Here is a 25,853-nt window from a genome sequence, read left to right on the forward strand (position 1 = left end):
GCCCGGTCGTCCGTCCGCGGCGGATCGAGACTCCCCGACGAGAGGCCCATGGCCCGCAAGCGTGCGCGACCGACCAACGAGATCCTGCTGGAGGCGGCGGTCCGCCTCGGCCTGCCGCCCCGGAGCGTCGAGGTGGAGGCCCTCCGGCTGCATCTCGGCCTGCCGGACTATGGCGGTCTCGTCGACGACGCGGTGGTCGCCAAGGCCCTTCGGGAGCTGAAGGCGCGGCGCACCTTCGCGGAGGGCGGAGTTGCGGCCGTGAGGAAGGCGATCCCCAGCCTGCGCGCCGCGGTGATGCGGGACGGCAGCATCGCCTGGACCATCCGGACCTTGATCCCCGTCCTCGATGGCGGGCGCCTCGACCTGCGGATCGACGCGAAGCCGGAGACGGGTGTCGCCGGCATCCTCTCCGGCATGGCCCATCGCAACGATCCGAGCTGGCGCCTCGAGGAACTGCGTGCCGCCGTCGCCGAGGCCGGGCTGCGGACTGCGAAGTCCCTGCGCCGCGCCGTGGAGCGCCTGCGCGAGCAGGTCGCCGAGGACCTGCACGAGGTCGGCGCCGATGCCGCCACCTATATCGACCACCTCGACCGTTCGCTGCGTTCGCGCGCTTTCCTCCTCTCGCCGAACCTGAACCAATCGCTCACCGACACCCTGAAGGGCGTGCGCGCCCGCGCCCGCACCGTGGCGCGGGAGGATTCCCGCTTGCGCCGCCTGCGCGACCAGGTCGGCTTCGGCGCCTATATCGAGAAGTTCACCGCGGCCCGGCGCCTCGGCCGGCGCATCATCTTCCACATGGGGCCGACCAATTCCGGCAAGACCTACGCGGCCCTGGAGATGCTGCGGGCGGCTGAGACCGGCACCTACCTCGCGCCCCTGCGTCTCCTCGCGCTGGAGAACTACGAGGCCCTGGCCGAGCGCGGCCTGCGTGCCGGCATGGTAACGGGCGAGGAGACGCTGGGCGACCTCAACCCGACCCACACCGCCCGCACCATCGAGACCGCCGACCTCACGCGGCCCGTCGACGTCGCGGTGATCGACGAGATCCAGATGATCGCCGATCCCGATCGGGGCTGGGCCTGGACCAACGCCCTGTTCGGGGTCGCCGCCCGCACCGTGGTGGTCTGCGGCTCCGACGATGCGCTGGCCGCCGTGCGCCGCGCCGCGGAGGCCGCCAACGAGTCCCTCGAAGTGATCGCCTTCGTGCGCAAGACGCCGCTGGTGCTGCAGGAGACGCCCGTTCCCCTGGAGAAGGTGATGCCGGGCGACGCGGTGGTGGCCTTCTCGCGCCGGGCCGTCCACGAGAACCGCGAGATCCTGGTGGCGGCCGGGCACCGGGTGGCGACGATCTACGGAGCACTCTCGCCCGAGGTGCGGCGCGCGGAGGCCGCGCGCTTCCGGACCGGCGAGGCCGACGTCCTCGTCACCACCGATGCCATCGGCATGGGCCTCAACCTCGGTCCGCTGAAGCGGATCGTCTTCTCGGCGGTGCGCAAGTGGGACGGGGTCGGCGAGCGGGGGTTGACCAATTCGGAGATTCGCCAGATCGCCGGCCGCGCGGGCCGGTTCGGGCATCAGGACGAGGGTTACGTCGCTGCCGTTGACGAGACCGGGCTGGAGCCGATCCGGGCGGCGCTGGCCGGGGCTCCCACGGCGCCGGCCGCCGACACGCGCTTCTACGTGCGCCCCGACCTCATCGCGATCAATTCCGTGGCCGAGGAGATGCGCACCGACAGCCTGCGCGAGGTGCTGGCGCATTTCGCCCGCGCCACCTTCTACGCGGGCTCGCCGTTCCAGCCTTCCGCCCTGGAGGAGATCCTGGAGATCGCCCGCGTGGTGGACAAGGCGCGGTTGCCCATCGCCGAGAAGTTCGCGTTCTCGGTCTGCCCGGTGGACCGGCGCGACCCGGTCTCCCTCGGCCTGCTGGAGCGCTGGACCCAAGCCCGCGCGGTGGGCACGACGGTGCCGGCTCTCCGGGCGAACCTCGCGGGCGAACTGGACTACCAGGAGCGGACGGTGAAGCTCGCCAGCGCCTATCTCTGGCTGTCCCGGCGCTTTCCCGAGACCTTCGACGATGCCGAGGCCATGCGCACGATGCGGGCACGCGCCAACGGGGCGATCGAGCACCATCTTCGGGAGACGGCGACCCGCAAGGTCGAGCGGCGGACGCGCCGGGCGGTCACGCGGGGCTGATCAGGTCGCCCTTGGGCCACGAAAACCGGTCGGCCAGGGGAGGGGCAGCCCCTCCCCGACGCCGATCCGGGGTGTTGCTTCAAACGGCTGGGCTCAGGCCGACTTGAGGTGCGCGGCCAAGTGCTTGTTCATCTCGAACATGGTGCACTTGTCCTTGCCGAAGACCTTCTTCAGCTTGTCGTCGGCGAGGATCTCGCGCTTGTTCTCGGGATTCTGCAGGTTGTGCTTCTTGATGTATTCCCAGACCTTGCTGACCACCTCGCCACGGGGCAGGGCGGCGTCGCCAACGACGGCGGCGAGCTCGGAGGACGGCTTCAGCGGCTGCTGCAGGGCGTTCGGCTTGGCGCCATCACCCTTCGGCGCGGCGACCTTCTTGCCCTTGGCGGCGGGCTTCTCGGCGTCCTTCGGGGCAGCCTTGGGGGCGGCCTTCTCGGCGGTCTTGGTGGTGCTCTTTGCCATGGGGTGTTCCTCCGGATGTCGACGGTGAGCGCCGGTACGCCCACGGCCGGTGGCCTCGCAGCGCATAGCTGCAACAACTAAGCGGTGCCGCGAGCGTTCCAAGGGAAAACCGCTCTCGGCGCGCTCGTCATCCACAGGCGCGGAGGCTCGTATCCGGTCGAGGCCGCCCCAGGGCGAAGTGAGATGGCCTCGACTTGGACGAGAACTTCATCGTCATCGACCTGTACTTTGGCATGAAGGCGAAGGGAGCCACCGGCCTGGCGGCTCGTAGAGCTGCGCGGAAAGCTCTAGAGTTACAGTTGGTTAGGGTATTTTCGGTGGCACGGTGCCAGCCCGTGCTCCGGCACCCACCCCCGGCCCCAGCCCGGCTTAGACGTCGTGCGGGGGAGCGATTCCGGCCCGGGCCCGCGCCTCGGCCCAGAGGTGCGGGCGTGGGCGCAAGAATTTCCGTTCGCCGTGGAGAATTGATCGGACTCCCGGGCGCGACGGGATCCTCGGAATCTGGACCCGGTGCGAGCCCGCTGCGCCCGATTTCGGGACGGAGCGGCGGCCGGGGCATCACCGAACCTTAAGGGCGATCGACGAAACCGGGGGCATGATCCTCCTTGCCTTCACGCTTTCGCTGGGTGCCGCCGTCGCACTCATCATCGGACTCGGCACGCTGGTCTCCATCGAGGCCCAGACCGGTCCCGGCGGCCGTGCCGATGCCGGTCTGATCTGACCGGCGGCCCCGAACCGCCCGCGTCCTCGAACGTTGCGCCAGGGTTCCGTCCCGGTCGCGATCACCCCTTCATGTTCGACACCTCCGTCGCCTCGTCCCTCGACAGCACGGCTCACATCATCCAGATCGCCCTGACGCCCGTCTTCCTCCTCTCGGGCATCGCGACGCTCCTCAACGTCTTCGGCACCCGCCTCGCCCGGGTGGCCGATCAGGCGGAGCGCATCTCGCAGGCGATCGACGGCGCCTCCGGCCTCGACCAGGTCCGCCTGGCGCGGCGCATGAACGCGCTCCGCCGGCGCTCCCTCGCCCTCGACGCCGCCGTGATCCTCGGGGCGCTGGGCGGGGTCGCCACCTGCGGGGCGGTCCTCACGCTGTTCGTCGGGGCCTTGCGGGACGCCACCGTCGCCGACATCCTGTTCGTGCTGTTCGGCCTCGCCATCCTCTGCACCCTGAGCGCCCTGATGGTCTTCGGGTTCGAGATGCTGCTGGCGAGCCGTGGGATGCGTCAACGGGTGGCCGTGCGCCAAATCGAGGTGGCCGAGGAGACCGGCGTGCCGGTGGACGAGCGGGCCTGAATCCGGAACCCCCGCGCGGGTGGCGGCTTGTCCGGTCGAGCGCGGCATCCCGTGCCCCCGCCGCCCGAATCCACTCTGCAAGAGGAATGCGCATGCCGACGGACCTCCCGAACGAGCGCAGCATCCGCCCGACCGGCTCGATGGAGCTCGACCCCTCGGCCGAGGGCGTCGCGATCGACGAGACCCGGCGCCTGATCGCGTCGAACAAGGTCGAGGGCACCGCCGCCTACAGCCGTGAGGGCGAGTCGATCGGGACCGTCTACAACTTCATGGTCGACAAGGTCTCGGGCCAAGTCGCCTACGCCGTCATCTCCTTCGGCGGCTTCCTCGGGCTCGGCGAGAGCTACCATCCCGTGCCCTGGCGGGCGCTGACCTACAGCGTCGATCTCGGCGGCTACATCGTGGACATCGACTGCGACACCCTGGCGGGGGCGCCGACCCACGGCCCCGGCGAGGATCCCTTCGCCGACCCGGCCTTCGGCGGCCGCGTCGACGGCCATTACGGCGGCTCCAAGGTTCCCACGGCCTGAAGGGATCTGCCGCTCGAGGGCTCGCCGGGCCGGTCAGCTCTCGGGCGCCGCCAGGATCCGGTCGAAGTCGAGGAGCGCCGTCTCGATCACGATCTGCGTGCGGCTGATGACGTCGAGCTTGCGCAGGATCTCGGAGACATGGGCCTTCACGGTGGAATCCCCGACCTGGAGCTCGTGCGCGATCTGCTTGTTGAGCTTGCCCTGGCGGATCATCGCCAGCACCCGCACCTGCTGCGGCGTGAGGCTCGCGACCCGCTCGGCGATCGGCGCCTTGCGGGCGGACGACGGGGGCAGGGTCGCGTTCGGCAGGCTCGCCGGTACCCAGAGTCCTCCGGCAAGAACGTCGGCGATGGCCCGTGTCAGCGTCGCCTTGTCGACCGCCTTGGGCACGAAGCCGGCGGCGCCGTGATCCAGCGCCTCCCGGATGATCCGCGGATCCTCCAGTCCGGAGACGACCAGGATCGGGACCCGCGGCGCCTGCGCCCGGATCGCCAGCAGGCCTTCGAAGCCGGTCACGCCCTGCATCGACAGGTCCAGGAGAATGATCTCGATGGCGGCCTGCGCCGCCAGTACGGCACAGGCGCTGGCGATGCCGTCGGCCTCGTGCAGCGTCGCGTCCGGGTAGGCGAGCCCCACCGCGCTGGCGAGCGCGTCGCGAAAGAGCGGGTGATCGTCGACGATGAGGAGATGCATGCCCGTTCCGCCCGGTGCGTGCGCCCCTGTTCCCGAGCTGTTCGGTGCCGCATTGCGCGGGAGCCGGCCGCCCGACATACTCGTGTCACCGCGGAGAACCGGGCGTCAAGTCCGGCACGCGACGCGCAGGCGGGGAATGGAACGTGGCACAGGGGACGCAGGTGCGCACGCATCTGTGCGGCATCACGACGACGTGGACGGACGCCGCCGCGGCCGACGGGGCCATCGCGGAGATCGGCGCGGCCATCGGCCCGCGTCCCGTCGCCCAGATCGTGGCCTTCTTCTCGGCCGATTACGACGTCGAGATCCTGAATCGCGACCTCAGCGCGCGCTTTCCGGGCGCGGGCATCGCGGGCTGCACCATGTCGGGCGGCATCTCGCCGGCGGGCGGCCTCGATCGCGGCCTCGTCGTGATCGCCTTCCCGAAGGCGGGCTTCCGCATCGTTTCCACGCTCTTGGACGCCATCGACCACCTCGACGTGGAGCGGACCGCTTCCAGCGTGCGGACCCTGCGCCGAAGCCTCGACGGCGCGGGCGCCGATCCGGCATCCGGCCGCTGCTTCGCCCTCTCGCTGATCGACGGGCTCACCAACGCCGAGGAGACGGTGGTCTCGGCCATCGCCTGGGCCCTGGACGGCATCCCCCTCGTGGGCGGCTCGGCGGGCGACGACCTCACCTTCCGCGAGACGGTGCTGCTCCATGACGGCCGAATCCATCAGCGCGCCGCCGTGCTGCTCCTCGTGGATTCGGATTTCCCGACCCAGATCTTCAAGAGCGACAATTTCGAGCCGACCGCGACTAAGTTCGTCGTCACCGCCTCCGACGACGAGCAGCGTACCGTCCACGAGCTCAATGCGGAACCGGCGGCGCGCGAATACGCCATGGCGGTGGGGCTCGATCCGGAGCGCCTGTCGCCGATGAGCTTTGCCGCCTATCCGCTCGCGGTGAAGGTCGGTGGCGAGTATTTCTGCCGATCAATCCGGCGCATGAACGCGGACGGCTCGCTCAGCTTCTTCTGCGCCATCGACGAAGGCGTGGTGCTCACCCTGGCGCGCCCGCGCGACATCGTGGCGGCCACGGAAGCCGAACTCGCCCGCCTCGACGCGGCGCTGGGCGGCATCGATCTCGTCATCGGCTTCGAGTGCGTGCTGCGCCGCCTCGATGCCGAGAGCCGGCAGGTGCGGCACGGCATCGTCGACCTCTACCGGCGCTACGACATCGTGGGCTTCGACACCTACGGCGAGCAGTACCGGTCGATGCACCTCAACCAGACCTTCACGGGCATCGCCATCGGGCGGGGCGAGCCGGCCCGCGGCGAGGCCGAGCCATGATCCTGCCGCCCGAGGCCGCGTCCCCCGCCCCGGAGGAGGACACGAACCTGCGGCGCATCGCCAAGCTGGAGCGCATCAACGCGGCCCTGATGGCCCATGTGGAGCGCAGCATGGACCAGCAGGGCGGGGCCTATTCCTTGTTTCAGACCGCCACCATGCTGGAGGGGCGCGTCCGCACCCGCACAGAGGAGCTGACCGGGCTGATGCACCGCCTGGAGCGCTCCAACGCCGCCCTGGTGGCGGCCAAGGAGGAGGCCGAGAACGCCAACCGCTCGAAGACCCGCTTCCTCGCGGCCGCGAGTCACGACCTCCTGCAGCCGCTCAATGCGGCCCGGCTCTCGGCCTCGGCCCTGGCCGACCTCGGCCTCGGTCCGGAGGCCGCGGCGATCTCGGGGCAGATCGAGCGCGGGCTCCAGATCATCGAGGACCTGATCAAGACCCTCCTCGACATCTCGAAGCTCGATGCCGGTGTGGTACGCCCGGCGATCAAGCCGGTGGCCCTCGGCGAGCTTCTCGCCGGCATCGCGGCGAGCTTCCGGCCCTTCGCCGAGCGCAAGGGGCTGCGCCTCACCGTGCGCGGGCCCGACCTCGCTGTGGCGAGCGATCCGATGCTGCTCCAGCGCATCCTGCAGAACCTCGTCTCGAACGCCATCCGCTACACCCGGCAGGGCGGCGTGCTGGTGGCGATCCGCCACCGCGGGGACGCCTGCCGCATCGAGGTGCTCGACACAGGCTGCGGCATCGCGCCGGCGGAGCAGGGCCTGGTCTTCGAGGAATTCTTCCGGGGGGGTGCCGAGGGGGAGGGGGGCGAGCCGGGCCTCGGCCTCGGCCTCTCCATCGTGCGCCGCATGGCGCAGGCCCTCGATCATCCCCTCGATCTCGCCTCCCGGGTCGGGCGCGGCACCCGCATGGCCCTGACCGTCCCGGTGAGCCTGACGCCGCCGGAGCGCGCGGTTCCGTCCGCCCCCGTGACGACCCGGCTCACCGGCGCGCGGGTGCTGGTGGTGGAGAACGATCCGCCCACCGCCGATGCCCTGGAGCGCCTCCTGCGCACCTGGGACGCCGAGGTCTGCGTGCATCGCGACCTGGCCGGGGTGGCGGCGTCGCTGGCGGCCGGGAAAAGCCTGCCGGATCTGCTCATCCTCGACTACCATCTCGACAACGGCGCCTGCGGCCTCGACGTGGCGATCCACCTTCAGGCCCGTGCCGAATCCCGTTTGCCGGTCATCGTCACCACCGCCAACCACTCTCCGGAGATCGAGGCGCAGGTCGCCGAATTCGGGGCGCAACTCGTCCATAAGCCGGTGCGGCCGGCCGAGTTGCGGGCGCTCCTGACCTATCTGCTGACGTAAGGGGGCTCCCGAAGGATGCTCATCCCAAGAGTATTTTGAATAATCTTGGCCGTGTCGGAGGCATCGTTCCGTCTTGGTGCATCCCGGCCGCAGGAACGCAAAATCTTTTGCGGCCGCACTGTTAGTTCAATTTGATACGCGATTGAAAAATTTGCATTGCACCAAGATAAAATTGCGCTGCAACGAGAGTTGTGGTGCCCTTGCGAAGCTTCCTGCGGATCTTTACGCTGTCGCGTCAGAATAAGACTTCCCCATGTGCGACCCGCTCCAGGCTCTGACCTGCCGCCCGTCGCCGGCCTGGGGTGCGGAGGACGGCCCGGTTCATGAAGAAAAACAAGGTCATCACGGCTGGCGAAGCGATCGCTCTGATCCGGCACAACGACGTGGTCACCACGACGGGCTTCGTCCAGAGCTGCATTCCGGAGGCGCTGCACGCTGCCCTGGAGAAGCGCTTCGTCGACACCGGCGCACCCCGTGACCTGACCCTGATCATGACGGCGGGGGCCGGCGACAGCAAAGGCCTCGGCACCGGGCGCCTGCACCACGAAGGCCTGCTGAAGCGCGTCATCGCCGCCAATTTCGGCCGCATGCCGAAGGTCGCCAAGGCCGCGCAGGAAGACAAGATTCTCGGCTACAACCTCCCCCAGGGCGTGATCTCACAGCTCTACCGGGCCTGCGCCGCCGGCCAGCCGGGACTGTTCTCCAAGGTGGGCCTGCACACCTACGTGGATCCGCGCCACGGCGGCGCCCGGGTCAACACCGTGACCCAGGACGAAATCGTCAAACTGGTCGAGGTTGATGGCGAGGAGTGGCTGTTCTACACCGCCACCAAGATCGACGTCGCCTTCATCCGAGGCACCTCGGCCGATCCGTCGGGCAACATCTCCTTCGAGAAGGAGGCGCTGACCCTGGACTGCCTCGCCCAGGCCATGGCGGCGCGCAACAACGGCGGCATCGTCATCGCGCAGGTCGAGCGCATCGTCGATGACGGCTTCCTGCTGCCCAAGGACGTCCGCGTGCCCGGCATCCTGGTGGATTGCGTGGTGCTCGCCGAGCCCGAGATGCACCGCATGAACTACGGCGTGCAGCACGATGCGGCGCTGGCCGGCCAGATCCGCGTGCCCGTGAGCGGCATGAAGAAGATGCCCCTCGACGCCCGCAAGGTCATCGCCCGGCGCGCGGCCTTCGAGCTGCCACCCAACGGCGTCGTCAACCTCGGCGTCGGCGCTCCCGAGGGCATCTCGGCGGTGGCCAACGAGGAGAAGGTCACCCCCTACATCACCCTGACCACCGAGGCCGGCGCGGTCGGCGGCGTGCTCGCGTCGGGGTCGAGCTTCGGCGCGGCAACGAACGCCGATTGCGTCATCGACCAGAACCAGATGTTCGACTTCTACGACGGCGGCGGCCTCGACATGACCTGCCTCGGCCTCGCCGAGTGCGACCAGCACGGCAACGTCAACACCAGCATGTTCGGTGGGCGCCTCAACGGCTGCGGCGGCTTCATCAACATCAGCCAGAACGCCCGCTCGGTGGTCTTCGCCGGCACCTTCACGGTGGGCGGCCTGGAGACCGTGATCGAGGACGGCAAGCTCCGGATCGTCACGGAAGGGCGCTCGCAGAAATTCCTGCCGCAGGTCGAGCAGATCACCTTCAGCGGGCACTACGCGCAGATGCGCTCGCAGCCGGTGATCTACGTCACCGAGCGCTGCGTCTTCCAGCTCACCGACGAGGGGCTGGAACTCATCGAGGTGGCCCCCGGCATCGACATCGAGCGGGACATCCTGCCCCATATGGGCTTCCGGCCGATCATCAAGCAGCCGATGCCGATGGATGCCCGCCTGTTCCGCGACGAGCCGATGGAACTGCTCGCCGACCTCTTGAACCTCAACCTGCCGGAGCGGGTGAGCTACGACACCGAGCGCAACATCCTGTTCGTGAACCTGGAGGGCTGGCACGCCCGCGCCAAGAGCGACCTCGACGACCTGCGCATGGTGCTGGTGGGGGCCTGCAAGAAGGCCGGCCAGCGGGTCAACACGGTGGTCAACCACGACGGGTTCCGCATCAACGAGAACCTCTACGACGACTACGCCCACATGATCCAATACCTGCAGGCGAATTACTATCTCACCACCACGCGATACGCGACCAGCGCCTTCCTGCGCCTGAAGATGGAAGAGGCCCTCAACCGCCGCGGCCTCGCCCCCCACGTCTTCGAGCGCAAGGAGGACGCCCACGCCTTCCTCGAAGGCGCCGGCAAGGTGCGCCGCGCCTCCACGGCGATCGCCTCGGCGGCGTGAATCGAAGGGCGTCGTCGGCCCGGACGCCGGCGTCGCGCTACGTTGAGGCGCGCTCATGGTTCTTGCGTCGGCGCTTCCGCGCCGGCACAACCGGTCCGTGCCGCCCCCTCGTCCCAGCCTGCCGGCCCTCGGGGCCTTCCTGGCGATCGCGAAGCATCGCAGTTTCCGGCGTGCGGGCCTCGAACTCGGCGTCAGCGCCTCGGCCCTGAGCCATGCCCTGAAGGGTCTCGAGACGCAGCTCGGCGTCCGCCTCCTTAACCGGACCAACCGGAGCGTTACCCTCACCGCCGCCGGCGAGGATTTTTTCGCGTCGCTCGATGGGCCCTTCCTGGCGATCGGGCAGGCCGTCGAGGCGCTGAACCGCCATCGCGGTGCGCCGGCTGGGCGCGTGCGCCTCAACGTGCTGGAGCACGCGAGCGCGCTCCTCCTCGCCCCGGTCCTTCCGGTCTTCCTCGCCCGCTACCCGGACATCGCGATCGATGTGCGCGTGGCGAATCGCCTGCTCGACGTGGTCGATGCGGGCGCCGATGCCGGGATCCGCTACGGCGACACGGTCCCGGAGGACATGGTCGCGCAGCGCCTCTCCGCCGACATCCGCTGGGTCGTGGTGGGCGCGCCCGCCTATCTGGAGCGCTTCGGGGTGCCGGCGCATCCCCACGACCTTCTCGCCCATCGCGGCCTGCGCGTCCGGCTCGGCGACGACCGCATCTATCATTGGGAGTTCGAGCGGCACGGCGAGGCCATCGCCGTCGATGTGCCGGGGGCGCTGACCCTCGACAGTACCGGCCTCGCGGTGGCCCTCGCCCAGGCCGGAGCGGGCCTCGCCTACCTGCCCGAACCCTGCGTGACGCCGCTGATCCGGGCGGGCGCGCTCCGGTGCGTGCTCGGCGACTGGTCTCCGTCCGGCGCCGCCTTCCACCTCTACTATCCGGGGCGCCGTCAGCTGCCGACGGGCCTGCGTCTGCTCATTGCCCTCATCCGCGAGATGCGCCCGCTCGGCTTCTAGGTCGCGTCGGATCGGCCGGGCACGATGAACGGGACTCATCGCTCCGATGAGGCGATGCCGGCTCACGCCTCGTTTTCGCCCCGCCTACATCGCGGTGGGCGCTCCGGATCGAGGGGCCGATGGCGACGCGGTCATCGGGACATCCCGCGAATCCGGGACGTCCCGCTTCCCGAACCCGTGAGGTCCCGCCCATGTCCCGTCCCGATCGATTCACCGGCCGTGTCGCCCTCGTCACCGGAGCCGCGAGCGGCATCGGGCGCGCCACCGCCATCGCCTTCGCCCGGGAAGGGGCCCGCGTCGCCATCCTCGATCGGACCGAGGCCGCGCTGCAGCCGACCGCGGAGGCGATCCGGGAGGTCGGCGGCGAGGGGCTGGTCCTTGCCTGCGACATCGCGTGGCCGGAGCAGGTGGAGGCGGCGATCACCGAGACGGTCGCGACCTTCGGGCGGCTCGACATCGCCTTCAACAATGCCGGCGTCGAGAACGTCGCGGCGCCGGTGGCGGAGATCGCCCTCGCGGACTGGGACCGCATCCTCGACATCAACCTGCGCGGCACCTTCGTCTGCATGAAGCACGAGATCGCGCAGATGCTGCGCCAGGGCGGCGGCGTGATCGTGAACACCGCGTCCGGCGCCGGCATTCGGGGCGTCGCGGGGGGCGCCAGCTACGCCGCCTCGAAGCACGCCGTCATCGGTCTCACCAAGTCGGCCGCCCTCGACTACGCCACCGCCAACATCCGGGTGAACGCCGTCCTGCCGGGCAACATCGCGACGCCGATGATGGACCGGTTCACCGGGGGCGACATCCAGAAGGCGATCGACCTGGAGCCGGTCGGCCGCCTGGGCCGGCCCGAGGAGATCGCCGAGGCGGTCCTGTGGATGAGCGCCGAGCTGGGCGCCTTCGTCACCGGCGCCGCGATCTCGGTCGATGGCGGCTGGTCGCTCTGATCCTCCCGTCCGCGGTTCGGCTCGCCCCCGTCGAGGCGGCTGCGGTTGCGGGACGCGCCGCGGCCTGAGAAGACGGAGGGATGATCGTCCGTTCGCGCCCGAGCCTCCTCGACATCCTGTTCACCCTGCGCGGCTCGATCCTGCCGAAGGTCGCCCTCAAGGTCGGGGGTATTACCCTGGTGGCGGTGGTCGTGGTGGCGGTGGAGCGGCGCTGGCCTGAGGCGTTCCCGATCACCGCCGGCGTCGGACCCTTCACCCTGATCGGGATCGCCCTGTCGATCTTCCTGAGCTTCCGAAACAGCGCCTGCTACGACCGCTGGTGGGAGGGCCGCCGCGCCTGGGGCAGCCTCGTGGTCGAGACCCGGGGGCTCGCCCGGCTCGTGACCGCCCTCCTGCCGGGGGAGCCCGTCGAGCCCCTGCGCGGACGTACCCTGCGGCGGCTCTCTGCCTTCGCCCACGCCCTGCACGCGCAGCTCCGCGGCGGCGATCCTCAGACGGCGGCCGCGCCCTGGCTTCCGGAGGCAGAGGTCGCGCCGCTGGCCCGGCATCCGAGCGCGGCGGATGCGGTGCTGGCCGGGCTCACCGCCGATCTGGCCAGGGCCTATCGTCAGGGTGTCCTCACCGACGTGCTGTTGGCCGCCCTGGAGCACAAGATCGCCGCCCTGGCACAGGTCCAGGTGGTGTGCGAGCGCATCCAGAACACCCCGCTGCCCTTCGCCTACACCCTGCTCCTCTACCGCACGGCGTGGATCTACTGCCTGCTGCTGCCCTTCGGCCTCGCGGCCTCCCTCGGCTGGGCGACGCCGGTGGCGACGGCCCTGGTCGCCTACACCTTCTTCGGCCTCGATGCCCTGGGCGACGAGTTGGAGGAGCCCTTCGGCCTCGCGCCGAACGACCTGCCCCTCGACGCGCTGCTGCACACCGTCGACGGCATCGTCCTCGACGCCCTCGGAGAGACCGCGCCGCCGCCCCTGGTGCCGAAGCGCTACCTGCTGACGTGAGGGGCCGCCCCACGTGCATCCGATGGTGCCGGCCCGGCGCCTCGGCTGAGGTCTGGGAGGGGTGGGGCGCGGCCTGTCCGCTTCAGGCGGGGAAGCGAGACACGTCGCCTTTGCGCAGGGTTATTTTAGCGGCAGGAACACCTCCGCGACCGCCTCGTGCTCCGGCATCTCCGGGAAGAACGAGAGGCGCTGGCAGTAAAGCGGGAAATCCCGCGCCTCTTCGCCGCTGGCCCGGAGCCAATCGCGATAGAGATAGAGTGCGGGAGGCTCCAGATTGTCGGTGTTGCCAACGACCCGCAGCACCGCACAGCGTCCGCCCGGGATTTCGCCGACCTTGATTTGCTTCCCGTTCGCCGCGATCGGCTGGTCGGTTCCGACACAGAGGTCAACGCCATAGTCGGCGGGTGACAGGGGACGCCGGTCGGACCGCCAGACGGTGAAGGTCGGGTTCGTGCTGGGGCGCAAGCCAGCGGCCTTCCGCCATTCGATGAACCGCCGAATGGTAGCCCCGAGCGTCGCCGGATCACCGCGGTGCTCCATGATCGCCACCCGCGTCGATGGCACATCGCGGATCGTCACGTCGTCGGGCGTGAATGTTCTCAGCATGAGCGTGTTCCTCGCGTTGTCGAGAGGCCCGAAGGCCGCGAGCCACGATCCCCAGTCGGGAGCCTTGCTGAAAGACGACGGCGACTGCCCAAACCGTTGCCGAAAGGCACGGGCGAAGGCATCTGGTGCGTCGTAGCCGGCATCCATCGCCACTTCCGTGACGCTTTGGGCATCCCTGTAGGCCAACCGGTATGAAGCGCGCTTCATGCGAGCAAGCTGAACGTAGCGGTGCACGGACATCCCGAAGGTCGCCGTGAACTGCCGATGGAAATGGAACTTCGAGAAAGCCGCGATGGCGCTGACCGTCTCCAGATCCAGATCGTCGTCCAGGTGCCGATCGATGTGATCCAGCACCCTCCGCATCCGGGCGTGGTAGTTTCGGAGCGCCGCACTCATCGTCCCGACCTTCGTGGCGCGACCAGCTAGGCGCAGACGGGCATGACTTGCTCGACCGATCTTGCGGTTCTGCTCGGGCTGTATGCTGCTCCGAAGTCTGTTCGCGGGCGAGCCGTATCCTCGCGTGAAGGGCAGATTTGGGTCGACGGCGGATACGTCCCGAAGCGTCCGCCATCGATCCGAGGTGTCAGTATTCCCAGAAGATCCGCTGCAACTCCTTCGAGTCCTGCGTCTTCGTCAGGGCGACGGCGGCGAGGATCTTGGCCTTCTGCGGGTTGAGGTCGTGGGCGACCACCCAATCGTACTTGTCGTCGGGCTGCTCGGCGTTGCGCAGGACGAAGCCGTCGCCGACGCGCGAGGAGCGGATGATCTGCACGCCCTTGGAACGGATGTCCTTCAGGGTGTCGACGAGGTAGCCCGCCACCGAGCCGTTGCCGGTGCCCGCATGGATGATCGCCTTGGCGCCGCCCGCCACCGCGCTGGTGTAGGCTTCGGGGTGCATGTTGCCCGAGCCGTACACGATGGCGACCTCGGGGAGGCTGTCGATGCCGTCGATATTGAATTCGGAGGTGGTGCCGTGGCGCTTCACCGGCGCGCGGAACCAGTAGGTCTTGCCCTCCACCACCATGCCGAGCGGACCCCACTGGCTGAAGAAGGCCGAGGGCTTGATGTTCACGCGCTTGGTGGTGTCGCGGCCGGCCTGGATCTCGTCGTTCATGGTCAGCAGCACGCCTTTGGCGCGGGCATCCTTGGCGCCGGCCACGGTGACGGCGTCGAGGAGGTTGAGGGCGCCGTCCGCCGAGATCGCGGTCGAGGGCCGCATCGAGGCCACCATCACGATGGGCTTGTCGGTCTTCACCACGAGGTCGAGGAAGTAGGCCGTCTCCTCCACGGTGTCGGTGCCGTGGGTGACGACGACGCCGTCGACGTCGTCGCGCTTGACCAGGGCCGAGACCTTCTTGGCGAGCTCGATGAGCTGCGCGTTGGTGAAGCTCTCCGAGGCGATCTGGAACGCCTGCTCGCCGCGCACGTCCGCCACCCCGGCGATGGCCGGCACGGCGGCGATGAGCTTGTCCACCGGCACCTTGGCGGCCTGGTAGGTGGCGCTGTTGGCCGCATCCGCGCCGGCGCCCGCGATGGTGCCGCCCGTGGCGACGATGACGACGCGGGGCTTGGCCGCAGCGGCGGGGGCGGAGGCCGTCTCGCCGGGCTTGGCCGGAATCGGGCCCTCCAGCGCGATCGCGGGGAGGGCGGTTCCGGCCATCAGGGCCATCAGGGCGATCGGCAGGGTACGGCGCATGGGAATACTCGGGTCGTTTCGGGAGCGGCATTGTGGCGCCGCGCACCGGCGAGGCCCAGCCGAAAAACGCGCCCGTGACGGGTCAATCCCGAGGCATCCGGAAAACCGTCATCGGGGAGGTTGGATCGCGCGAGCCACCGGGCTGTCTCGGGGGCCGTCCTGACCGGAAGATCCGGCGGGGGCCTTGCACACCCGCCCGTCCGGGGCGAGGAGGCTGTGCGGTACTGCGGGGATCGAGCGGAACGAACCGATCATGACCATCGATCACATCGATCTGTCCCGGGTCGACCTCAATCTGCTGGTCGCCCTCGACGCGCTCCTGGCCGAGCGCAGCGTGACCCGGGCGGCCGCCCGCATCGGCATCGGCCAGTCGGCGATGAGCAGCAGCCTGGCGCGCCTGCGCACCCTGTTCTCCGACGAGCTCCTGACGCGCGCGCCCGAGGGCATGCGTCCGACGCCCCGGGCCCTGGCGCTGGCCGAACCGGTGCGGACCCTGCTGCGGCAGGTCCAAGCGCTGGTGCGTCGCGATGCCGAGTTCGATCCGCGTACGGTCTCCCGCACCTTCACCATCGGCCTGCCCGACAGCGCCGAGGTGCTGATCGGCCCCCGCCTCCTCGCCCACCTGCGACGGGAGGCGCCGGGCATCAGCCTGCTGCTGCGGTCCATCGACCGCATCCGCATCCTGCAGGAGCTCGATGCGGACCGGGTCGACCTCGGCATCGGCTTCTTCTCGGAGGGGCAGACCCACCACAAGCAGCGCCTGCTCTACCGCGACAGCTATCTCTGCATGTTCAATGCCGACCTCGTCGGCCTGACGCCGCCGATCTCGCTCGACGACTACCTGCGCTTTCCCCACGTGCTCACCAGCCTGAAGGAGACCGCCCACGGGGTCGTGGACGATGCCTTGGCGCGGCTCGGGCGCCGGCGCACCCTGGCGGTGACGACGCCGCGCTTCCTCGCGGTGCCGTTCCTGGTGCGCAGTGCGCCCGTCCTGACCACGATGCACGCCCGGCTCGCGACCTTCTTCGCCGGGGCGCTGGGCCTCACCGTGAGCCCGGCCCCGGTCGCCCTGGAGGATGTCGCGATCTCCATGCTCTGGCACGCCTCCTACGACGACGATCCCGCCCATCGCTGGCTGCGCCGGACCCTCCTCGCCCTGGTGGAGCAGCCGACCGGAACGATCTGACCGTCGGGGGGGGCGGGGCGCAGCCACGGAAGCGGCACAATCCTGCGCGATTTCCGCGGCGCGTGAGGATTCGCACGGATGTGATTCACGGGAGGGCGGGGTTCGTTACCGTTCATCAACCGTTCGGTGATTCCCTCCCACAGTGACGCTTCTGGATTTGCACAGGCTCTTCGGGATCAAAGGAACGGAGCTATGAAGAACTCGCTGGTCGCGGCCCTCGTGGCTGCCTCGTTCGCCGTCGCCGCAACCCCGAGCGCCCAGGCGCGCGATGGCATCGGAGCCGGTGGGGCCGCCGCCCTCGGCGTGCTCGGCGGCCTCGCCATCGGCGGTGCGATCGCCTCGTCCCAGAACGATGGCTACTATCCCGGCCGCCCGGTCTACCGCGCCCCGCGCCCGGTCTACGTCGAGGAAGAGGTCTGCCACATGGAGCGCCGCGGGTACGTCGACGCCTACGGCTACGAGCACATCCGCCGCGTCCGCGTCTGCGAATAAGACAGACCGAGGGGCGAGCGGTCGCCTCGGCGCGGTCGCGCCCCGATCCGTTTCGATGTCAGGCCAGACGGCCCCGCCTCTACGGCGGGGCCGTTCGCGTTCCGGCGGCCTCCTGGCTGCGCCGCCACGCCGGAACCGTTCACCAGGGTCGTCTCCGTTTCGCCGCTTCCTCGGGAGCAACGCGCCAGCGTCCAGCCCACAAGCATATAATTGTATTAGTTCTAAAATGTTGCTCCGCGATCACGTCGCGAAGTTGTTTAGATCTGCGCCCTAACCGACTCGTTGACCATCTGAAATTTTTGTTTCAATTGGCCACAATACATTTGGTCGTAGGTCGAACCGTGCCGTTTTTCTTTGTGATCCCCTGCGCACAACCAAAGCGCGGTATCTTCAGCTTGAGGATGGCCCTGGCCAGTTCAGTGGCTGCCATGGTTGCGAGTGCGGCGACTCCGGCGAAGGCCCAGCAATCCAGCCCGCCGAGCGCGTCGGCCGTGACCCTGGATACCCTGGAGGTCGTCGGCGATCGTCGGGGCGCCGCCGCGATCGGCGCGGCCGAGGATCCGCGCGGACCCGTTGCCGGATACGTCGCGACCCGCTCCGTTTCCAGCACCAAGACCGACACCGCGATCATCCGGACGCCCCAGGCGATCTCCGTGGTGGGGCGCCAGCAGATCGACGACCAGAAGCCGGCCTCGCTCGCCGAGGCGACCCGCTACGCGCCGGGCGTCCGCGGCGAGACCTTCGGTGCCGACCCGCGCAACGACTGGTTCCTAATCCGCGGCTTCACCGCCCAGGAATCCGGCTACTTTCTCGACGGGCTGCAGCTGTTCACCTCGGCCTTTGCCACCTGGAAGCTGGAACCCTTCGGCCTGGAGCGGCTCGAGATCCTGCGCGGGCCGAATTCCGGCCTGTACGGCGGCGCCAGCCCCGGCGGCATCATCAATGCGGTGAGCAAACGACCCCCCATCGTGCCGATCCGCTACGTCGAGACCGGCGTCGACAACTACGGCAACGCCTATGCGGGCTTCGACATCGGCGGTCCGGTGGATGCGCCGGGCATCGAGGGCAAGCTGTTCTACCGGCTCGTCGGCCTCGGCCGGGCGGGCGGCACGCAGGTCGACTACGTCAACAACGACCGCTTCTTCTTCGCGCCCTCGATCACTTGGAAGCCGGACGCCGACACCTCGCTCACCGTCCTCGCCCAGGTGCAGCGCGACCGCGCCGGCACCCAGAACTTCCTGCCCTACGAGGGCACGGTCACGCCCGCGCCCTTCGGCTTCATCAAGACGAGCCGCTTCACCGGCGATCCGGCGACCGACCGCCTGACCCGGTCCCAGGACATGATCGGCTACGAGTTCGAGCACCGTTTCGACAACGACATCAAGTTCCGGCAGAACGCGCGCCACGGCACCGTCACCGTCAATCTCTTCAACCGGTACGGCGGCGGCTACGCCACCACGCCGGCCGCGGGCGACCTCAGCCGGTTCGACTTCTTCACCCGCGGCGCCGCAGTGCAGAGCGACATCGACAACCAGTTGGTCATTCCGTTCCGCACGGGAGATTTCGGGCACACGGTGCTGGCTGGCTTCGAGTACCGCCGCTACCAGATCGACGATTACCAGGCCTTCGGCTTCGGTCCGCCGCTGAACCTGATCAGGCCAATCTACCCCAACACACCGCTCAACCTGGGCGCGCCCTACCAGAACGCACTGATCACCCAGAACCAGTTCGCGGCCTACCTGCAGGATGAGATCACATTCGGGAATTTCTCGATGGTGCTCAGCGGTCGCCACGACTGGGTCGCGACCGACAACGACAATCGCATCGGCGCCAGCGCCAGCCGCGATACCAGCGCCTTCAGCGGCCGCGTCGCCTTGATCTACAACGACGAGTCCGGGCTTGCCCCCTACGTGTCCTATGCGCAGGGCTTCAACCCGACCGTCGGCCTCAACGGCGTGACCGGCCAGCTCCTGCTGCCTGAGAGAAGCGAGCAGACCGAGGTCGGCCTCAAGTACAAGCCCCCGGGCTTCGACGGCTATTTCGCCGCCGCCCTGTTCGACCTGACCCGCTCGAACGTCGTGACCACCAATCCGCTCAACATTCAGCAGGTGGTGCAGACCGGCGCGGTGAACTCGCGCGGTGCCGAGATCGAGATGGTGGCCAACCTCGCGCCCGGCCTGCGGGCCGTCGCGTCCTACACCGCCTACGATCTCTCGGTGACCCGCGACCTGAACACGGCCCTCCTCGGCCGGACGCCGACCAACACCCCGGAGCAGTACGGCTCGCTGTTCCTGGACTACACGTTCCAGAGCGGCGTCTTGCGCGGCTTCGGTCTCGGCGGCGGCGTGCGTGGCGTCGGACGCTCCTTCGCGGACCAGGCCAACGAATTCCGCGTGCCGGGCTACGTCGTTGGCGACCTCGTGGCTCACTACGATTGGGAAGGCTGGCGCTTCGCCCTCAACGTGTCGAACGTCTCGGACGAGCGGATCGTCAACAGCTGCAGCACCGTCACGGCCTGCTACTACGGCGAGCGCCGCCGGGTGCTCGGCAGTATCGGCTACCGCTGGTAGCCACCCGGGGTCGGTCTCGGCGGGATGACCCTGCCGAGACCGGTCACAGCGGCTGGTAGGTGTGCTCCTCGGCCGGGAAGGTGCCGGAGCGGACCTCCTCGGCATAGTCCTTCACGGCGGCCTCGATCTGGCCCCGCAGGGTGCCGAAGCGCTTCACGAATTTCGGCACCCGGTCGCTCAGGCCGAGCATGTCCTCAAGGACGAGGATCTGTCCGTCGCAGGCCATGGTGGCGCCGATGCCGATGGTGGGCGTGGTGATGTCGGGGGAGGTGGCGATGGCCCGGGCCACCGGCTCGACGATGCCCTCCATCACGATGGCGAAGGCGCCGGCGTCGTTGATGGCGCGGGCATCGGCCATCAGGCGGCGCTCGCCGTCGGCCTCGCGGCCCTGCACCTTGAAGCCCCCCATGGTGTTCACCGACTGGGGGGTCAGGCCGATATGGCCCATCACCGGCACGCCGCGCTCCACCAGGAAGGCCACCGTCTCGGCAAAGCGCGCGCCGCCCTCCATCTTGATCGCCCCGGCGCCCGTCTCCTTGAGCACGCGGGCAGCGTTGAGGAAGGCCTGTTGGGGGCTCGCCTCGTAGGAGCCGAAGGGCATATCGACAACCACGAGGGCCCGCGAGGTCCCCCGGATCACGGCCTGCGCCTGGACGATCATCATCTCCAGGGTCACCGGCAGGGTCGATTCCATGCCGTGCATCAGCATGCCGAGGGAGTCGCCCACGAGGATGAAGTCGCAATACGGGTCGAGGATGCCGGCGGTGTGGGCGTGGTAGGCGGTCAGCGCGATGATCTTGCGCCCCTCGGCCTTGCGCTTCGCCAGGTCGATCGCGCGGATGCGGCGGGACTGAACGGCTTGCGACATGGGACTCCACCCGGCTGGTGCGGATCGCCGGAATGCGGCGGACCGTCTGCTGGTGGCGTCTCTATACACGGCCTCGCCCGCACGCGCGCGGGCCGAAGTAACGGTCCCCCGGCATTGTCGCCGGATCTCCGATCCGTAAAACTCTTATTTTATCGGTGGCATACCAAATATCGCCCCCGCTGGCGACAGGTCATCTCAGCGAGGATCTGAGCGTCGTAAGTCCTGCCCGGGGGCGTCGGTAGCAGCGATGGCGTCGCTGCTCCTAGCTCTCTCCGGGCGTTTCCTCCCTAGACTTGCGGGCGCCTGTATTCTCCCACAACGCAACCGCTGTCAACTGCGCATGCGTCGGTGTGTCTGCAGATATCTGCAGATCATTTCAGCGTCGTCGCAGCATGGGAAAACATCGTGCCCGATCAAGGAGTTCGTATTGCGATGTCCCGGTTCGACTGATCGTCCGCTCCGGCAGGTTTTCGGGCGCGGCTGGGCTTGCGGACCAAGAGGCCCTTGGCTGGGTTCCTGACCTAGCGCTGCGCTGCGCCTCCGGCTCGGGCACTCCACGTGGGGTCCTCGGGGATCACCGTGGTGGGGTGGCGCTCCTGCCAGCCCTCGATGCCCTCGGGGAACCAGTGCACGCGGGTATAGCCCTGCAGCACCAGCCGCTTGGCCGCATTCCAGCTGCCCCAGCATTCGGGATGGCAGAAGGCGACGATGGCCCGGCCCCTGTCGCCCCCGGTCAACTCCTCGACGCGCTGGAGGAAGAGCGTCTCGCGAGCCGGATCGAGAGGCGCGGCACCGGCATTGGCCATCCAGACCGCGCCGGGGATCGAGCGGTGGGCGGGCAGCCAGGGCCGGTCGTCCGGAAAGCCCGCCGGGCGCCGGTCGGCCAGGGACACGTCGAGAAGGATCGGCTTGTCGCAGGCGATCAGGGCATCGAGGGCGTCGATGTCGATGACCGTGGCGCCCGACAAGGTGGCTGGGGTGTAGCCCCGTTGCGGCCCTGTCCAGATCCCGTCCGGTTCCGGCACGTTCAGAGGGGAATCCGCTGGGCCGGCCGCCGCCAGGACGAGCATGGCGGTTCCCGCGACCGCGAGCCGGACGAGCCGCCGCATCATGGTGCGGACCCGCTCAGTTCGTGGCGCTCGGCGCCGTGAAGCTGTGCTCCCAGCGGCCGTTCTGGTTGTCGGTGGCCACGACCTTGATCGGCCCCTGGCCCTCCGGCTGCAGGCCGAAGTTGATCACCGGGTTCGACGCGATCGAGATGTCGCCGTCGAGGGTCAGGACGGCCTGATCGCCGCGGGTGATCGCGACTTTGTTGATGTAACGGGCCGGCGTGTAGTCGCGGGTGATCTGGTTCATCTGCATGCCGCTGAAGTTCGGGTGACGGATCATCAGCGTCGCCTCCACGGGGCGCCCGGGCTGGGCCTCCGCGAATTTCAGCTTCATGTCGCCCATCCCCTTCATCGCCTCCTCGTCGCTCATCCCCATGGGCGCCGAGCAGCCGCCGGAAGCCTTCACGAACTTCGTGGTCTCGAAGAGCCGGCCGTCCTTGGTCTCCACCACGGCGTGGATGTTGGTGTAGTTGTTCACCCGCACCCGGAGCTTGATCTCGCCGGCATCCGCCCCCGGGCCGAAGGCGATGTGGGCGGCGTAGGGCGACGGGTTGTCGTCGATGACGAGGTGGATGCCCGCGACCTTGTCCTTCTCCGGCATGGTCAGGGTGATCGGGACCAGCGAGGCATCGAGCGCCCGCACCGGCGCGTCGATCTTCACGAGGCTGTCGGTCGGTGCGATCGTCTTGTCACCGAAGATCGACGTCCGGATCTCCTTCCAGCGGGCGAGGCGTTCCGACTCGTCGTCCGAAGCCCCGGCGGCAAGGCTCGGGCTGGTCCGCAGCGCGGTGCCGGCGCCGACCAGCGGCAGGGCGAGCGACAGGGCTGCCAGGACGGAGCGGACGAGAACAGGTTTAGCAATGGAGCGGGTCATGGCGTTTCTCCTGCTGGATGATCGTTCTTCTTGCGACATCTCTTACATCACGTGGCACCGGGCGGGATCGGCCTCAAGCCACGCTCGCACATTGAGGTCTCGGGTCATGATCTCGAGTGATGGTCTCCTGCCACGCCCTCATTCCCATTCCAGCTCCTTGAAGGCCTGGGTGACGTTGCGGCCGTTATAGGTGTCGAACAGGACCCACCGGTCGCGCTCGGACTGGGCGACGGTCCGCACCGCCTTCTCGATCGGCACGTCCGCCACGATGGCCTTCCGCGTCTCGTCCCGGAGGATCGTGAGATAGCGGGTGAGGTCGTCGAGGGCGGGCGCGACATCGACCAGCTGCGGTCCGTGCCCCGGAACGGCCTTGGTCGCCCCCATCGCGCGCAGGCGGTCCGCCTCCTTGAGCCAGCCCACGAGGCTGCCGTCGAGGGAGGGGATGCGGGTGACGAACAGGAGGTCGGCGGGAAACAGGATGCCGCTCGCCGAATCGCGCATCGAGAGGTCGCAGTTCGTGTGCGCCGCGCCGTGCGCGGCGAAGCGCACGACGCGGCCGCCGAGATCCACCTCGGCGCCGTCCGTCACCTCCAGGGTGGGATAGACCACGCTGCCGGCCCGGTCCGCACCTAGAATCTCGACGAGGCGCCCGCGATAGTATTCGCCCCGGGCATCCAGGGCGGCGCGCAGGGCATGGTGGCCCACGTAGACCGGCTTGTCCTCGGCGAAGGCCGCCGCCCCGAAGCAATGGTCCGGGTGGACGTGGGTCAGCACCACGTGGCTGATCGGCTTGTCCGTGCGCTTGCGGATCTCCGCGCGCAGCCAGGCGCCATCGGCGAGGCTGCCGCCGGATTCGGTGACGAGCACGGACCGGTCGCCGACGATGAAGCCGATATTGGCGATCGCGTCATCGTTCTCCGGGGTCGCCTCGGCGTCGGGGCCGCGCCGGATGAAGATGCCGGGGCCGACCTCCTGCAGGTCGAAGCCCTCGGCCGACCGTCCGAGGGTCGGCAGGCAGCACAGGCACAGGCCGCCGAACAGGGCGCCGCGCCGCGTGGTGCTCCAGCGTGGTCGGCCGGCATCCGCCCGCATGAACTTCCTCCATCTTCTTGTCTACCAATTAGTAGGTAGATTTTTTCCCGCGTCAACGGCATAAGCGGAAGGCCGGCGGCCGGGCGATCACGGACTCGCGCGCGGGCGCCGAGGGGCGAGGGCGGTCGTCCGCCAAGGAGACCACGGGACGATGAGGGACACCCGCGCCGCGCTGCTGCTGCAGGCCGAGACCCTGGTGCGGCGCCGGGGCTATGCCGGCTTCAGCTATGCCGACCTTGCCGAGACGGTCGGGATCCGCAAGGCGAGCATCCATCATCACTTCGCCACAAAGTCCGACCTCGCCCATGCCCTGGTGGCCGCCTACGACGCGCGCTACGACGGCGCCCTGGCCGAGATCCGAGCCGACGAGCCAGACGCGATCCGTCGGATCGCCGCCTATGGGACGCTCTATCTCGGGGGCGTCGAGGCCGGGCTGGGCTGCCTCTGCGCCGTCTTGGCGATCGAGGGAGAGGCTCTGCCGGATTCCCTGCGCGCCGACATCGCCCGCTTCTTCGACAAGCACATCGCCTGGTTGGAGGGTGTGCTCGCCGAGGGGATCGCGGCTGGGAGCGTCCGGGGCTCCGTCGCGCCCGGGGCAACCGCCCGCATGGTGATCGCCGCCCTCGAAGGCGCCCTGCTCATGGAGCGCCTGCTGGCGGGGCCGGCGGGATTCCGCGGCACACTCACGGCGCTCTGCGACGGGCTGCGGGCCGGCGGGGTTTCATCCGATCGGGGTTTCATCCCGCCGGACTGATACAATATAACAGGCTGCAGCGACGCCTCCCGCGCCATCGACGAAGAGTCTCCATGTCCGACAGCCCGAACACCGCCTCCGCGAAGATTCCCGTCACCGTGCTCACCGGTTACCTGGGCGCGGGCAAGACCACGCTCCTCAACCGCATCCTCACCGAGAACCACGGCAAGCGCTACGCGGTGATCGTCAACGAATTCGGGGAGATCGGCATCGACAACGACCTCATCATCGGCGCCGACGAGGAGGTGTTCGAGATGAACAACGGCTGCGTCTGCTGCACGGTGCGCGGTGACCTCATCCGCATCATGGACGGCCTGGTGAAGCGGCGCGGCAAGTTCGACGCGATCATCGTCGAGACCACCGGCCTCGCCGATCCCGCCCCCGTGGCCCAGACCTTCTTCATCGACGAGGATGTCGGCGCGGCCGCCCGCCTCGACGCGGTGGTGACGGTGGCCGATGCCAAGTGGCTCTCGGACCGCCTCAAGGACGCGCCGGAAGCCAAGAACCAGATCGCCTTCGCCGACGTGATCCTGCTCAACAAGGCCGATCTCGTGGCGGAGGCGGACCTCGCCCGGGTCGAGGCCCAGATCCGCGCGATCAACCCCTACGCCAAGGTCCACCGCACCGAGCGCTGCGCGGTGCCGCTGGAGGCGGTGCTGGAGCGCAACGCCTTCGATCTCGGCCGCATCCTCGACATCGAGCCCGACTTCCTCGAGGAGGGCCATCATCATCACCACGACGACGACATGCAGTCGGTCTCGGCGAAGATCGACGGACCGGTCGACCCCGAGAAGTTCATGCCCTGGATCTCGACCCTGACCCAGGTCCAGGGCCCCGACATCCTGCGCTGCAAGGGCATCGTCGCCTTCCCGGACGAGCCGCAGCGCTTCGTCTTCCAGGGCGTCCACCAGATCCTCGACGGCGACCTTCAGGGGCCGTGGAAGGACGACGAGCCGCGCGTCTCCCGCGTGGTCTTCATCGGCCGCAAGCTCGATCCGGAGGCGATCCGCGCCGGCTTCGAGGATTGCAAGGCCGGGTGACGAGCGATCGTCGCGGGACGGGCGCTCGTCCCCCGGGCCGTCATGCGGCCTTCATGCCGGCCAGGAACTGCGACACCTCCTGGCCGAGGTTTTCGGAGTAGCGCGACAGCTCCCGGGCGGCACTCAGGACTTGGCTGGCGGCGGCGCCCGTCGATCCGGCGCCGGCGCGGACATGCTCGATGTTGGTCGTCACCTCCTGGGTGCCCTGCGCGGCCTCCTGGACGTTCCGGGCGATCTCCCGGGTGGCGGCGCCCTGCTGCTCCATCGCGGCGGCGATGCCGTTCGCGTAGGTCGACATGTCGGCGATGGTCCGGCCGATCCGCGTGATGTCGGACACGACCTCGCCGGTGGCACCCTGGATCTCGCCGATCTTGGTGCGGATCTCCTCGGTAGCGCGCGCGGTCTGCCCGGCCAGTTCCTTCACCTCGGAGGCGACGACGGCGAAGCCGCGGCCGGCCTCG

Annotated in this window: 24 protein-coding genes; 15 read left to right on the top strand and 9 right to left on the bottom strand. The window is 69.0% G+C overall.

All coding sequences use genetic code 11. The annotated features are described in order from the left end of the window. The first annotated feature begins 48 nt into the window (after nt 1-48). Nucleotides 49-2,193, top strand: a complete 2,145-nt coding sequence (locus tag ASF18_RS13525; RefSeq protein ID WP_056352256.1) for a helicase-related protein — start codon at nt 49-51, stop codon at nt 2,191-2,193. 93 nt (nt 2,194-2,286) lie between these two features. Here ASF18_RS13525 and ASF18_RS13530 read toward each other — a convergent pair whose 3' ends face one another. Continuing rightward, entirely contained in the window at nt 2,287-2,652 is a 366-nt protein-coding gene (locus ASF18_RS13530) for an SWIB/MDM2 domain-containing protein (protein ID WP_055947098.1), read from the bottom strand. A gap of 595 nt (nt 2,653-3,247) precedes the next feature. Between ASF18_RS13530 and ASF18_RS25070 the strand changes: the two genes are divergently transcribed. The 3 genes from ASF18_RS25070 to ASF18_RS13540 all read left to right on the top strand — a co-directional run bounded on the left by ASF18_RS25070 (nt 3,248) and on the right by ASF18_RS13540 (nt 4,478). Beyond that, nucleotides 3,248-3,373 carry a hypothetical protein gene (locus ASF18_RS25070; protein ID WP_274534730.1) on the top strand — a complete coding sequence of 42 codons (126 nt, stop codon included), beginning with the start codon at nt 3,248-3,250 and terminating at the stop codon, nt 3,371-3,373. Nucleotides 3,374-3,444: 71 nt separating this feature from the next. Then, entirely contained in the window at nt 3,445-3,948 is a 504-nt protein-coding gene (locus ASF18_RS13535; protein ID WP_056352259.1) for a DUF2721 domain-containing protein, read from the top strand. Nucleotides 3,949-4,040: 92 nt separating this feature from the next. Continuing rightward, entirely contained in the window at nt 4,041-4,478 is a 438-nt protein-coding gene (locus ASF18_RS13540) for a PRC-barrel domain-containing protein (RefSeq protein ID WP_056352262.1), read from the top strand. Nucleotides 4,479-4,511: 33 nt separating this feature from the next. Here ASF18_RS13540 and ASF18_RS13545 read toward each other — a convergent pair whose 3' ends face one another. Then, entirely contained in the window at nt 4,512-5,171 is a 660-nt protein-coding gene (locus ASF18_RS13545; protein WP_082487530.1) for a response regulator transcription factor, read from the bottom strand. A 143-nt stretch (nt 5,172-5,314) separates the two neighbouring features. Between ASF18_RS13545 and ASF18_RS13550 the strand changes: the two genes are divergently transcribed. The 6 genes from ASF18_RS13550 to ASF18_RS13575 all read left to right on the top strand — a co-directional run bounded on the left by ASF18_RS13550 (nt 5,315) and on the right by ASF18_RS13575 (nt 13,105). Beyond that, a complete protein-coding gene (locus tag ASF18_RS13550; protein WP_056352266.1) occupies nt 5,315-6,502 on the top strand; it encodes an FIST N-terminal domain-containing protein in 1,188 nt (395 codons plus the stop codon). Further along, on the top strand, nt 6,499-7,854 hold the full coding sequence (locus tag ASF18_RS13555; RefSeq protein WP_056352269.1) for an ATP-binding protein: 1,356 nt from the start codon (nt 6,499-6,501) through the stop codon (nt 7,852-7,854). The genes ASF18_RS13550 and ASF18_RS13555 overlap by 4 nt, the downstream gene beginning before the upstream one ends. A 323-nt stretch (nt 7,855-8,177) precedes the next feature. Next, nucleotides 8,178-10,151, top strand: coding sequence for a CoA-transferase (locus tag ASF18_RS13560; protein WP_056216025.1), 1,974 nt, complete (start codon nt 8,178-8,180; stop codon nt 10,149-10,151). Nucleotides 10,152-10,206: 55 nt separating this feature from the next. Then, nucleotides 10,207-11,157, top strand: coding sequence for a LysR family transcriptional regulator (locus tag ASF18_RS13565; protein WP_082487532.1), 951 nt, complete (start codon nt 10,207-10,209; stop codon nt 11,155-11,157). A gap of 191 nt (nt 11,158-11,348) precedes the next feature. Beyond that, complete coding sequence (locus tag ASF18_RS13570; RefSeq protein ID WP_056352272.1) at nt 11,349-12,104, top strand: glucose 1-dehydrogenase; 756 nt, start codon at nt 11,349-11,351, stop codon at nt 12,102-12,104. Nucleotides 12,105-12,184: 80 nt separating this feature from the next. Further along, entirely contained in the window at nt 12,185-13,105 is a 921-nt protein-coding gene (locus ASF18_RS13575; protein WP_056352273.1) for a bestrophin family protein, read from the top strand. Between the two features lie 120 nt (nt 13,106-13,225). On the opposite strand, the gene ASF18_RS13580 is transcribed toward ASF18_RS13575, so the two are convergent. After that, nucleotides 13,226-14,107: an AraC family transcriptional regulator gene (locus ASF18_RS13580; protein WP_056352276.1), complete on the bottom strand. Its 882-nt coding sequence runs from the start codon at nt 14,105-14,107 to the stop codon at nt 13,226-13,228. Nucleotides 14,108-14,294: 187 nt separating this feature from the next. Beyond that, entirely contained in the window at nt 14,295-15,407 is a 1,113-nt protein-coding gene (locus ASF18_RS13585; RefSeq protein WP_156649818.1) for an asparaginase, read from the bottom strand. Nucleotides 15,408-15,660: 253 nt separating this feature from the next. On the opposite strand from ASF18_RS13585, the gene ASF18_RS13590 reads away from it, so the two are divergent. From ASF18_RS13590 to ASF18_RS13600, 3 genes are all read left to right on the top strand, one after another. After that, complete coding sequence (locus ASF18_RS13590) at nt 15,661-16,593, top strand: LysR family transcriptional regulator (RefSeq protein ID WP_056352279.1); 933 nt, start codon at nt 15,661-15,663, stop codon at nt 16,591-16,593. A 192-nt stretch (nt 16,594-16,785) separates the two neighbouring features. After that, complete coding sequence (locus ASF18_RS13595; protein ID WP_056216013.1) at nt 16,786-17,085, top strand: hypothetical protein; 300 nt, start codon at nt 16,786-16,788, stop codon at nt 17,083-17,085. A gap of 491 nt (nt 17,086-17,576) precedes the next feature. Further along, a complete protein-coding gene (locus ASF18_RS13600) occupies nt 17,577-19,655 on the top strand; it encodes a TonB-dependent siderophore receptor (RefSeq protein ID WP_210166757.1) in 2,079 nt (692 codons plus the stop codon). A gap of 43 nt (nt 19,656-19,698) precedes the next feature. Here ASF18_RS13600 and panB read toward each other — a convergent pair whose 3' ends face one another. From panB to ASF18_RS13620, 4 genes are all read right to left on the bottom strand, one after another. Next, nucleotides 19,699-20,523 carry a 3-methyl-2-oxobutanoate hydroxymethyltransferase gene (gene panB, locus ASF18_RS13605; RefSeq protein ID WP_056277125.1) on the bottom strand — a complete coding sequence of 275 codons (825 nt, stop codon included), beginning with the start codon at nt 20,521-20,523 and terminating at the stop codon, nt 19,699-19,701. 521 nt (nt 20,524-21,044) lie between these two features. Then, nucleotides 21,045-21,632, bottom strand: coding sequence for a rhodanese-like domain-containing protein (locus tag ASF18_RS13610; RefSeq protein WP_056352848.1), 588 nt, complete (start codon nt 21,630-21,632; stop codon nt 21,045-21,047). A 16-nt stretch (nt 21,633-21,648) separates the two neighbouring features. After that, complete coding sequence (locus ASF18_RS13615; protein WP_056352285.1) at nt 21,649-22,506, bottom strand: quinoprotein dehydrogenase-associated SoxYZ-like carrier; 858 nt, start codon at nt 22,504-22,506, stop codon at nt 21,649-21,651. Between the two features lie 138 nt (nt 22,507-22,644). Then, nucleotides 22,645-23,598, bottom strand: coding sequence for a quinoprotein relay system zinc metallohydrolase 2 (locus ASF18_RS13620; RefSeq protein WP_056352288.1), 954 nt, complete (start codon nt 23,596-23,598; stop codon nt 22,645-22,647). 151 nt (nt 23,599-23,749) lie between these two features. On the opposite strand from ASF18_RS13620, the gene ASF18_RS13625 reads away from it, so the two are divergent. Then, nucleotides 23,750-24,352: a TetR/AcrR family transcriptional regulator gene (locus ASF18_RS13625; RefSeq protein WP_056352292.1), complete on the top strand. Its 603-nt coding sequence runs from the start codon at nt 23,750-23,752 to the stop codon at nt 24,350-24,352. 53 nt (nt 24,353-24,405) lie between these two features. Beyond that, complete coding sequence (locus tag ASF18_RS13630) at nt 24,406-25,392, top strand: GTP-binding protein (RefSeq protein ID WP_056216000.1); 987 nt, start codon at nt 24,406-24,408, stop codon at nt 25,390-25,392. Nucleotides 25,393-25,432: 40 nt separating this feature from the next. Here ASF18_RS13630 and ASF18_RS24760 read toward each other — a convergent pair. Continuing rightward, a partial coding sequence (locus ASF18_RS24760) for a methyl-accepting chemotaxis protein (protein WP_244472701.1) occupies nt 25,433-25,853 on the bottom strand: 421 nt, incomplete at its 5' end.

Origin of the sequence: Methylobacterium sp. Leaf89 (assembly GCF_001422215.1) — a bacterium.
In the GTDB taxonomy this organism is placed as follows: Bacteria; Pseudomonadota; Alphaproteobacteria; order Rhizobiales; family Beijerinckiaceae; genus Methylobacterium.

Coding starts and splice junctions, on each gene's coding strand:
- ASF18_RS13525 (WP_056352256.1), top strand. CDS start 49: ATGGCCCGCAAGCGTGCGCGACCGACCAACGAGATCCTGCTGGAGGCG.
- ASF18_RS13530 (WP_055947098.1), bottom strand. CDS start 2,652: ATGGCAAAGAGCACCACCAAGACCGCCGAGAAGGCCGCCCCCAAGGCT.
- ASF18_RS25070 (WP_274534730.1), top strand. CDS start 3,248: ATGATCCTCCTTGCCTTCACGCTTTCGCTGGGTGCCGCCGTCGCACTC.
- ASF18_RS13535 (WP_056352259.1), top strand. CDS start 3,445: ATGTTCGACACCTCCGTCGCCTCGTCCCTCGACAGCACGGCTCACATC.
- ASF18_RS13540 (WP_056352262.1), top strand. CDS start 4,041: ATGCCGACGGACCTCCCGAACGAGCGCAGCATCCGCCCGACCGGCTCG.
- ASF18_RS13545 (WP_082487530.1), bottom strand. CDS start 5,171: ATGCATCTCCTCATCGTCGACGATCACCCGCTCTTTCGCGACGCGCTC.
- ASF18_RS13555 (WP_056352269.1), top strand. CDS start 6,499: ATGATCCTGCCGCCCGAGGCCGCGTCCCCCGCCCCGGAGGAGGACACG.
- ASF18_RS13560 (WP_056216025.1), top strand. CDS start 8,178: ATGAAGAAAAACAAGGTCATCACGGCTGGCGAAGCGATCGCTCTGATC.
- ASF18_RS13565 (WP_082487532.1), top strand. CDS start 10,207: ATGGTTCTTGCGTCGGCGCTTCCGCGCCGGCACAACCGGTCCGTGCCG.
- ASF18_RS13570 (WP_056352272.1), top strand. CDS start 11,349: ATGTCCCGTCCCGATCGATTCACCGGCCGTGTCGCCCTCGTCACCGGA.
- ASF18_RS13575 (WP_056352273.1), top strand. CDS start 12,185: ATGATCGTCCGTTCGCGCCCGAGCCTCCTCGACATCCTGTTCACCCTG.
- ASF18_RS13580 (WP_056352276.1), bottom strand. CDS start 14,107: ATGAGTGCGGCGCTCCGAAACTACCACGCCCGGATGCGGAGGGTGCTG.
- ASF18_RS13585 (WP_156649818.1), bottom strand. CDS start 15,407: ATGCGCCGTACCCTGCCGATCGCCCTGATGGCCCTGATGGCCGGAACC.
- ASF18_RS13590 (WP_056352279.1), top strand. CDS start 15,661: ATGACCATCGATCACATCGATCTGTCCCGGGTCGACCTCAATCTGCTG.
- ASF18_RS13595 (WP_056216013.1), top strand. CDS start 16,786: ATGAAGAACTCGCTGGTCGCGGCCCTCGTGGCTGCCTCGTTCGCCGTC.
- panB (WP_056277125.1), bottom strand. CDS start 20,523: ATGTCGCAAGCCGTTCAGTCCCGCCGCATCCGCGCGATCGACCTGGCG.
- ASF18_RS13610 (WP_056352848.1), bottom strand. CDS start 21,632: ATGCGGCGGCTCGTCCGGCTCGCGGTCGCGGGAACCGCCATGCTCGTC.
- ASF18_RS13615 (WP_056352285.1), bottom strand. CDS start 22,506: ATGACCCGCTCCATTGCTAAACCTGTTCTCGTCCGCTCCGTCCTGGCA.
- ASF18_RS13620 (WP_056352288.1), bottom strand. CDS start 23,598: ATGCGGGCGGATGCCGGCCGACCACGCTGGAGCACCACGCGGCGCGGC.
- ASF18_RS13625 (WP_056352292.1), top strand. CDS start 23,750: ATGAGGGACACCCGCGCCGCGCTGCTGCTGCAGGCCGAGACCCTGGTG.
- ASF18_RS13630 (WP_056216000.1), top strand. CDS start 24,406: ATGTCCGACAGCCCGAACACCGCCTCCGCGAAGATTCCCGTCACCGTG.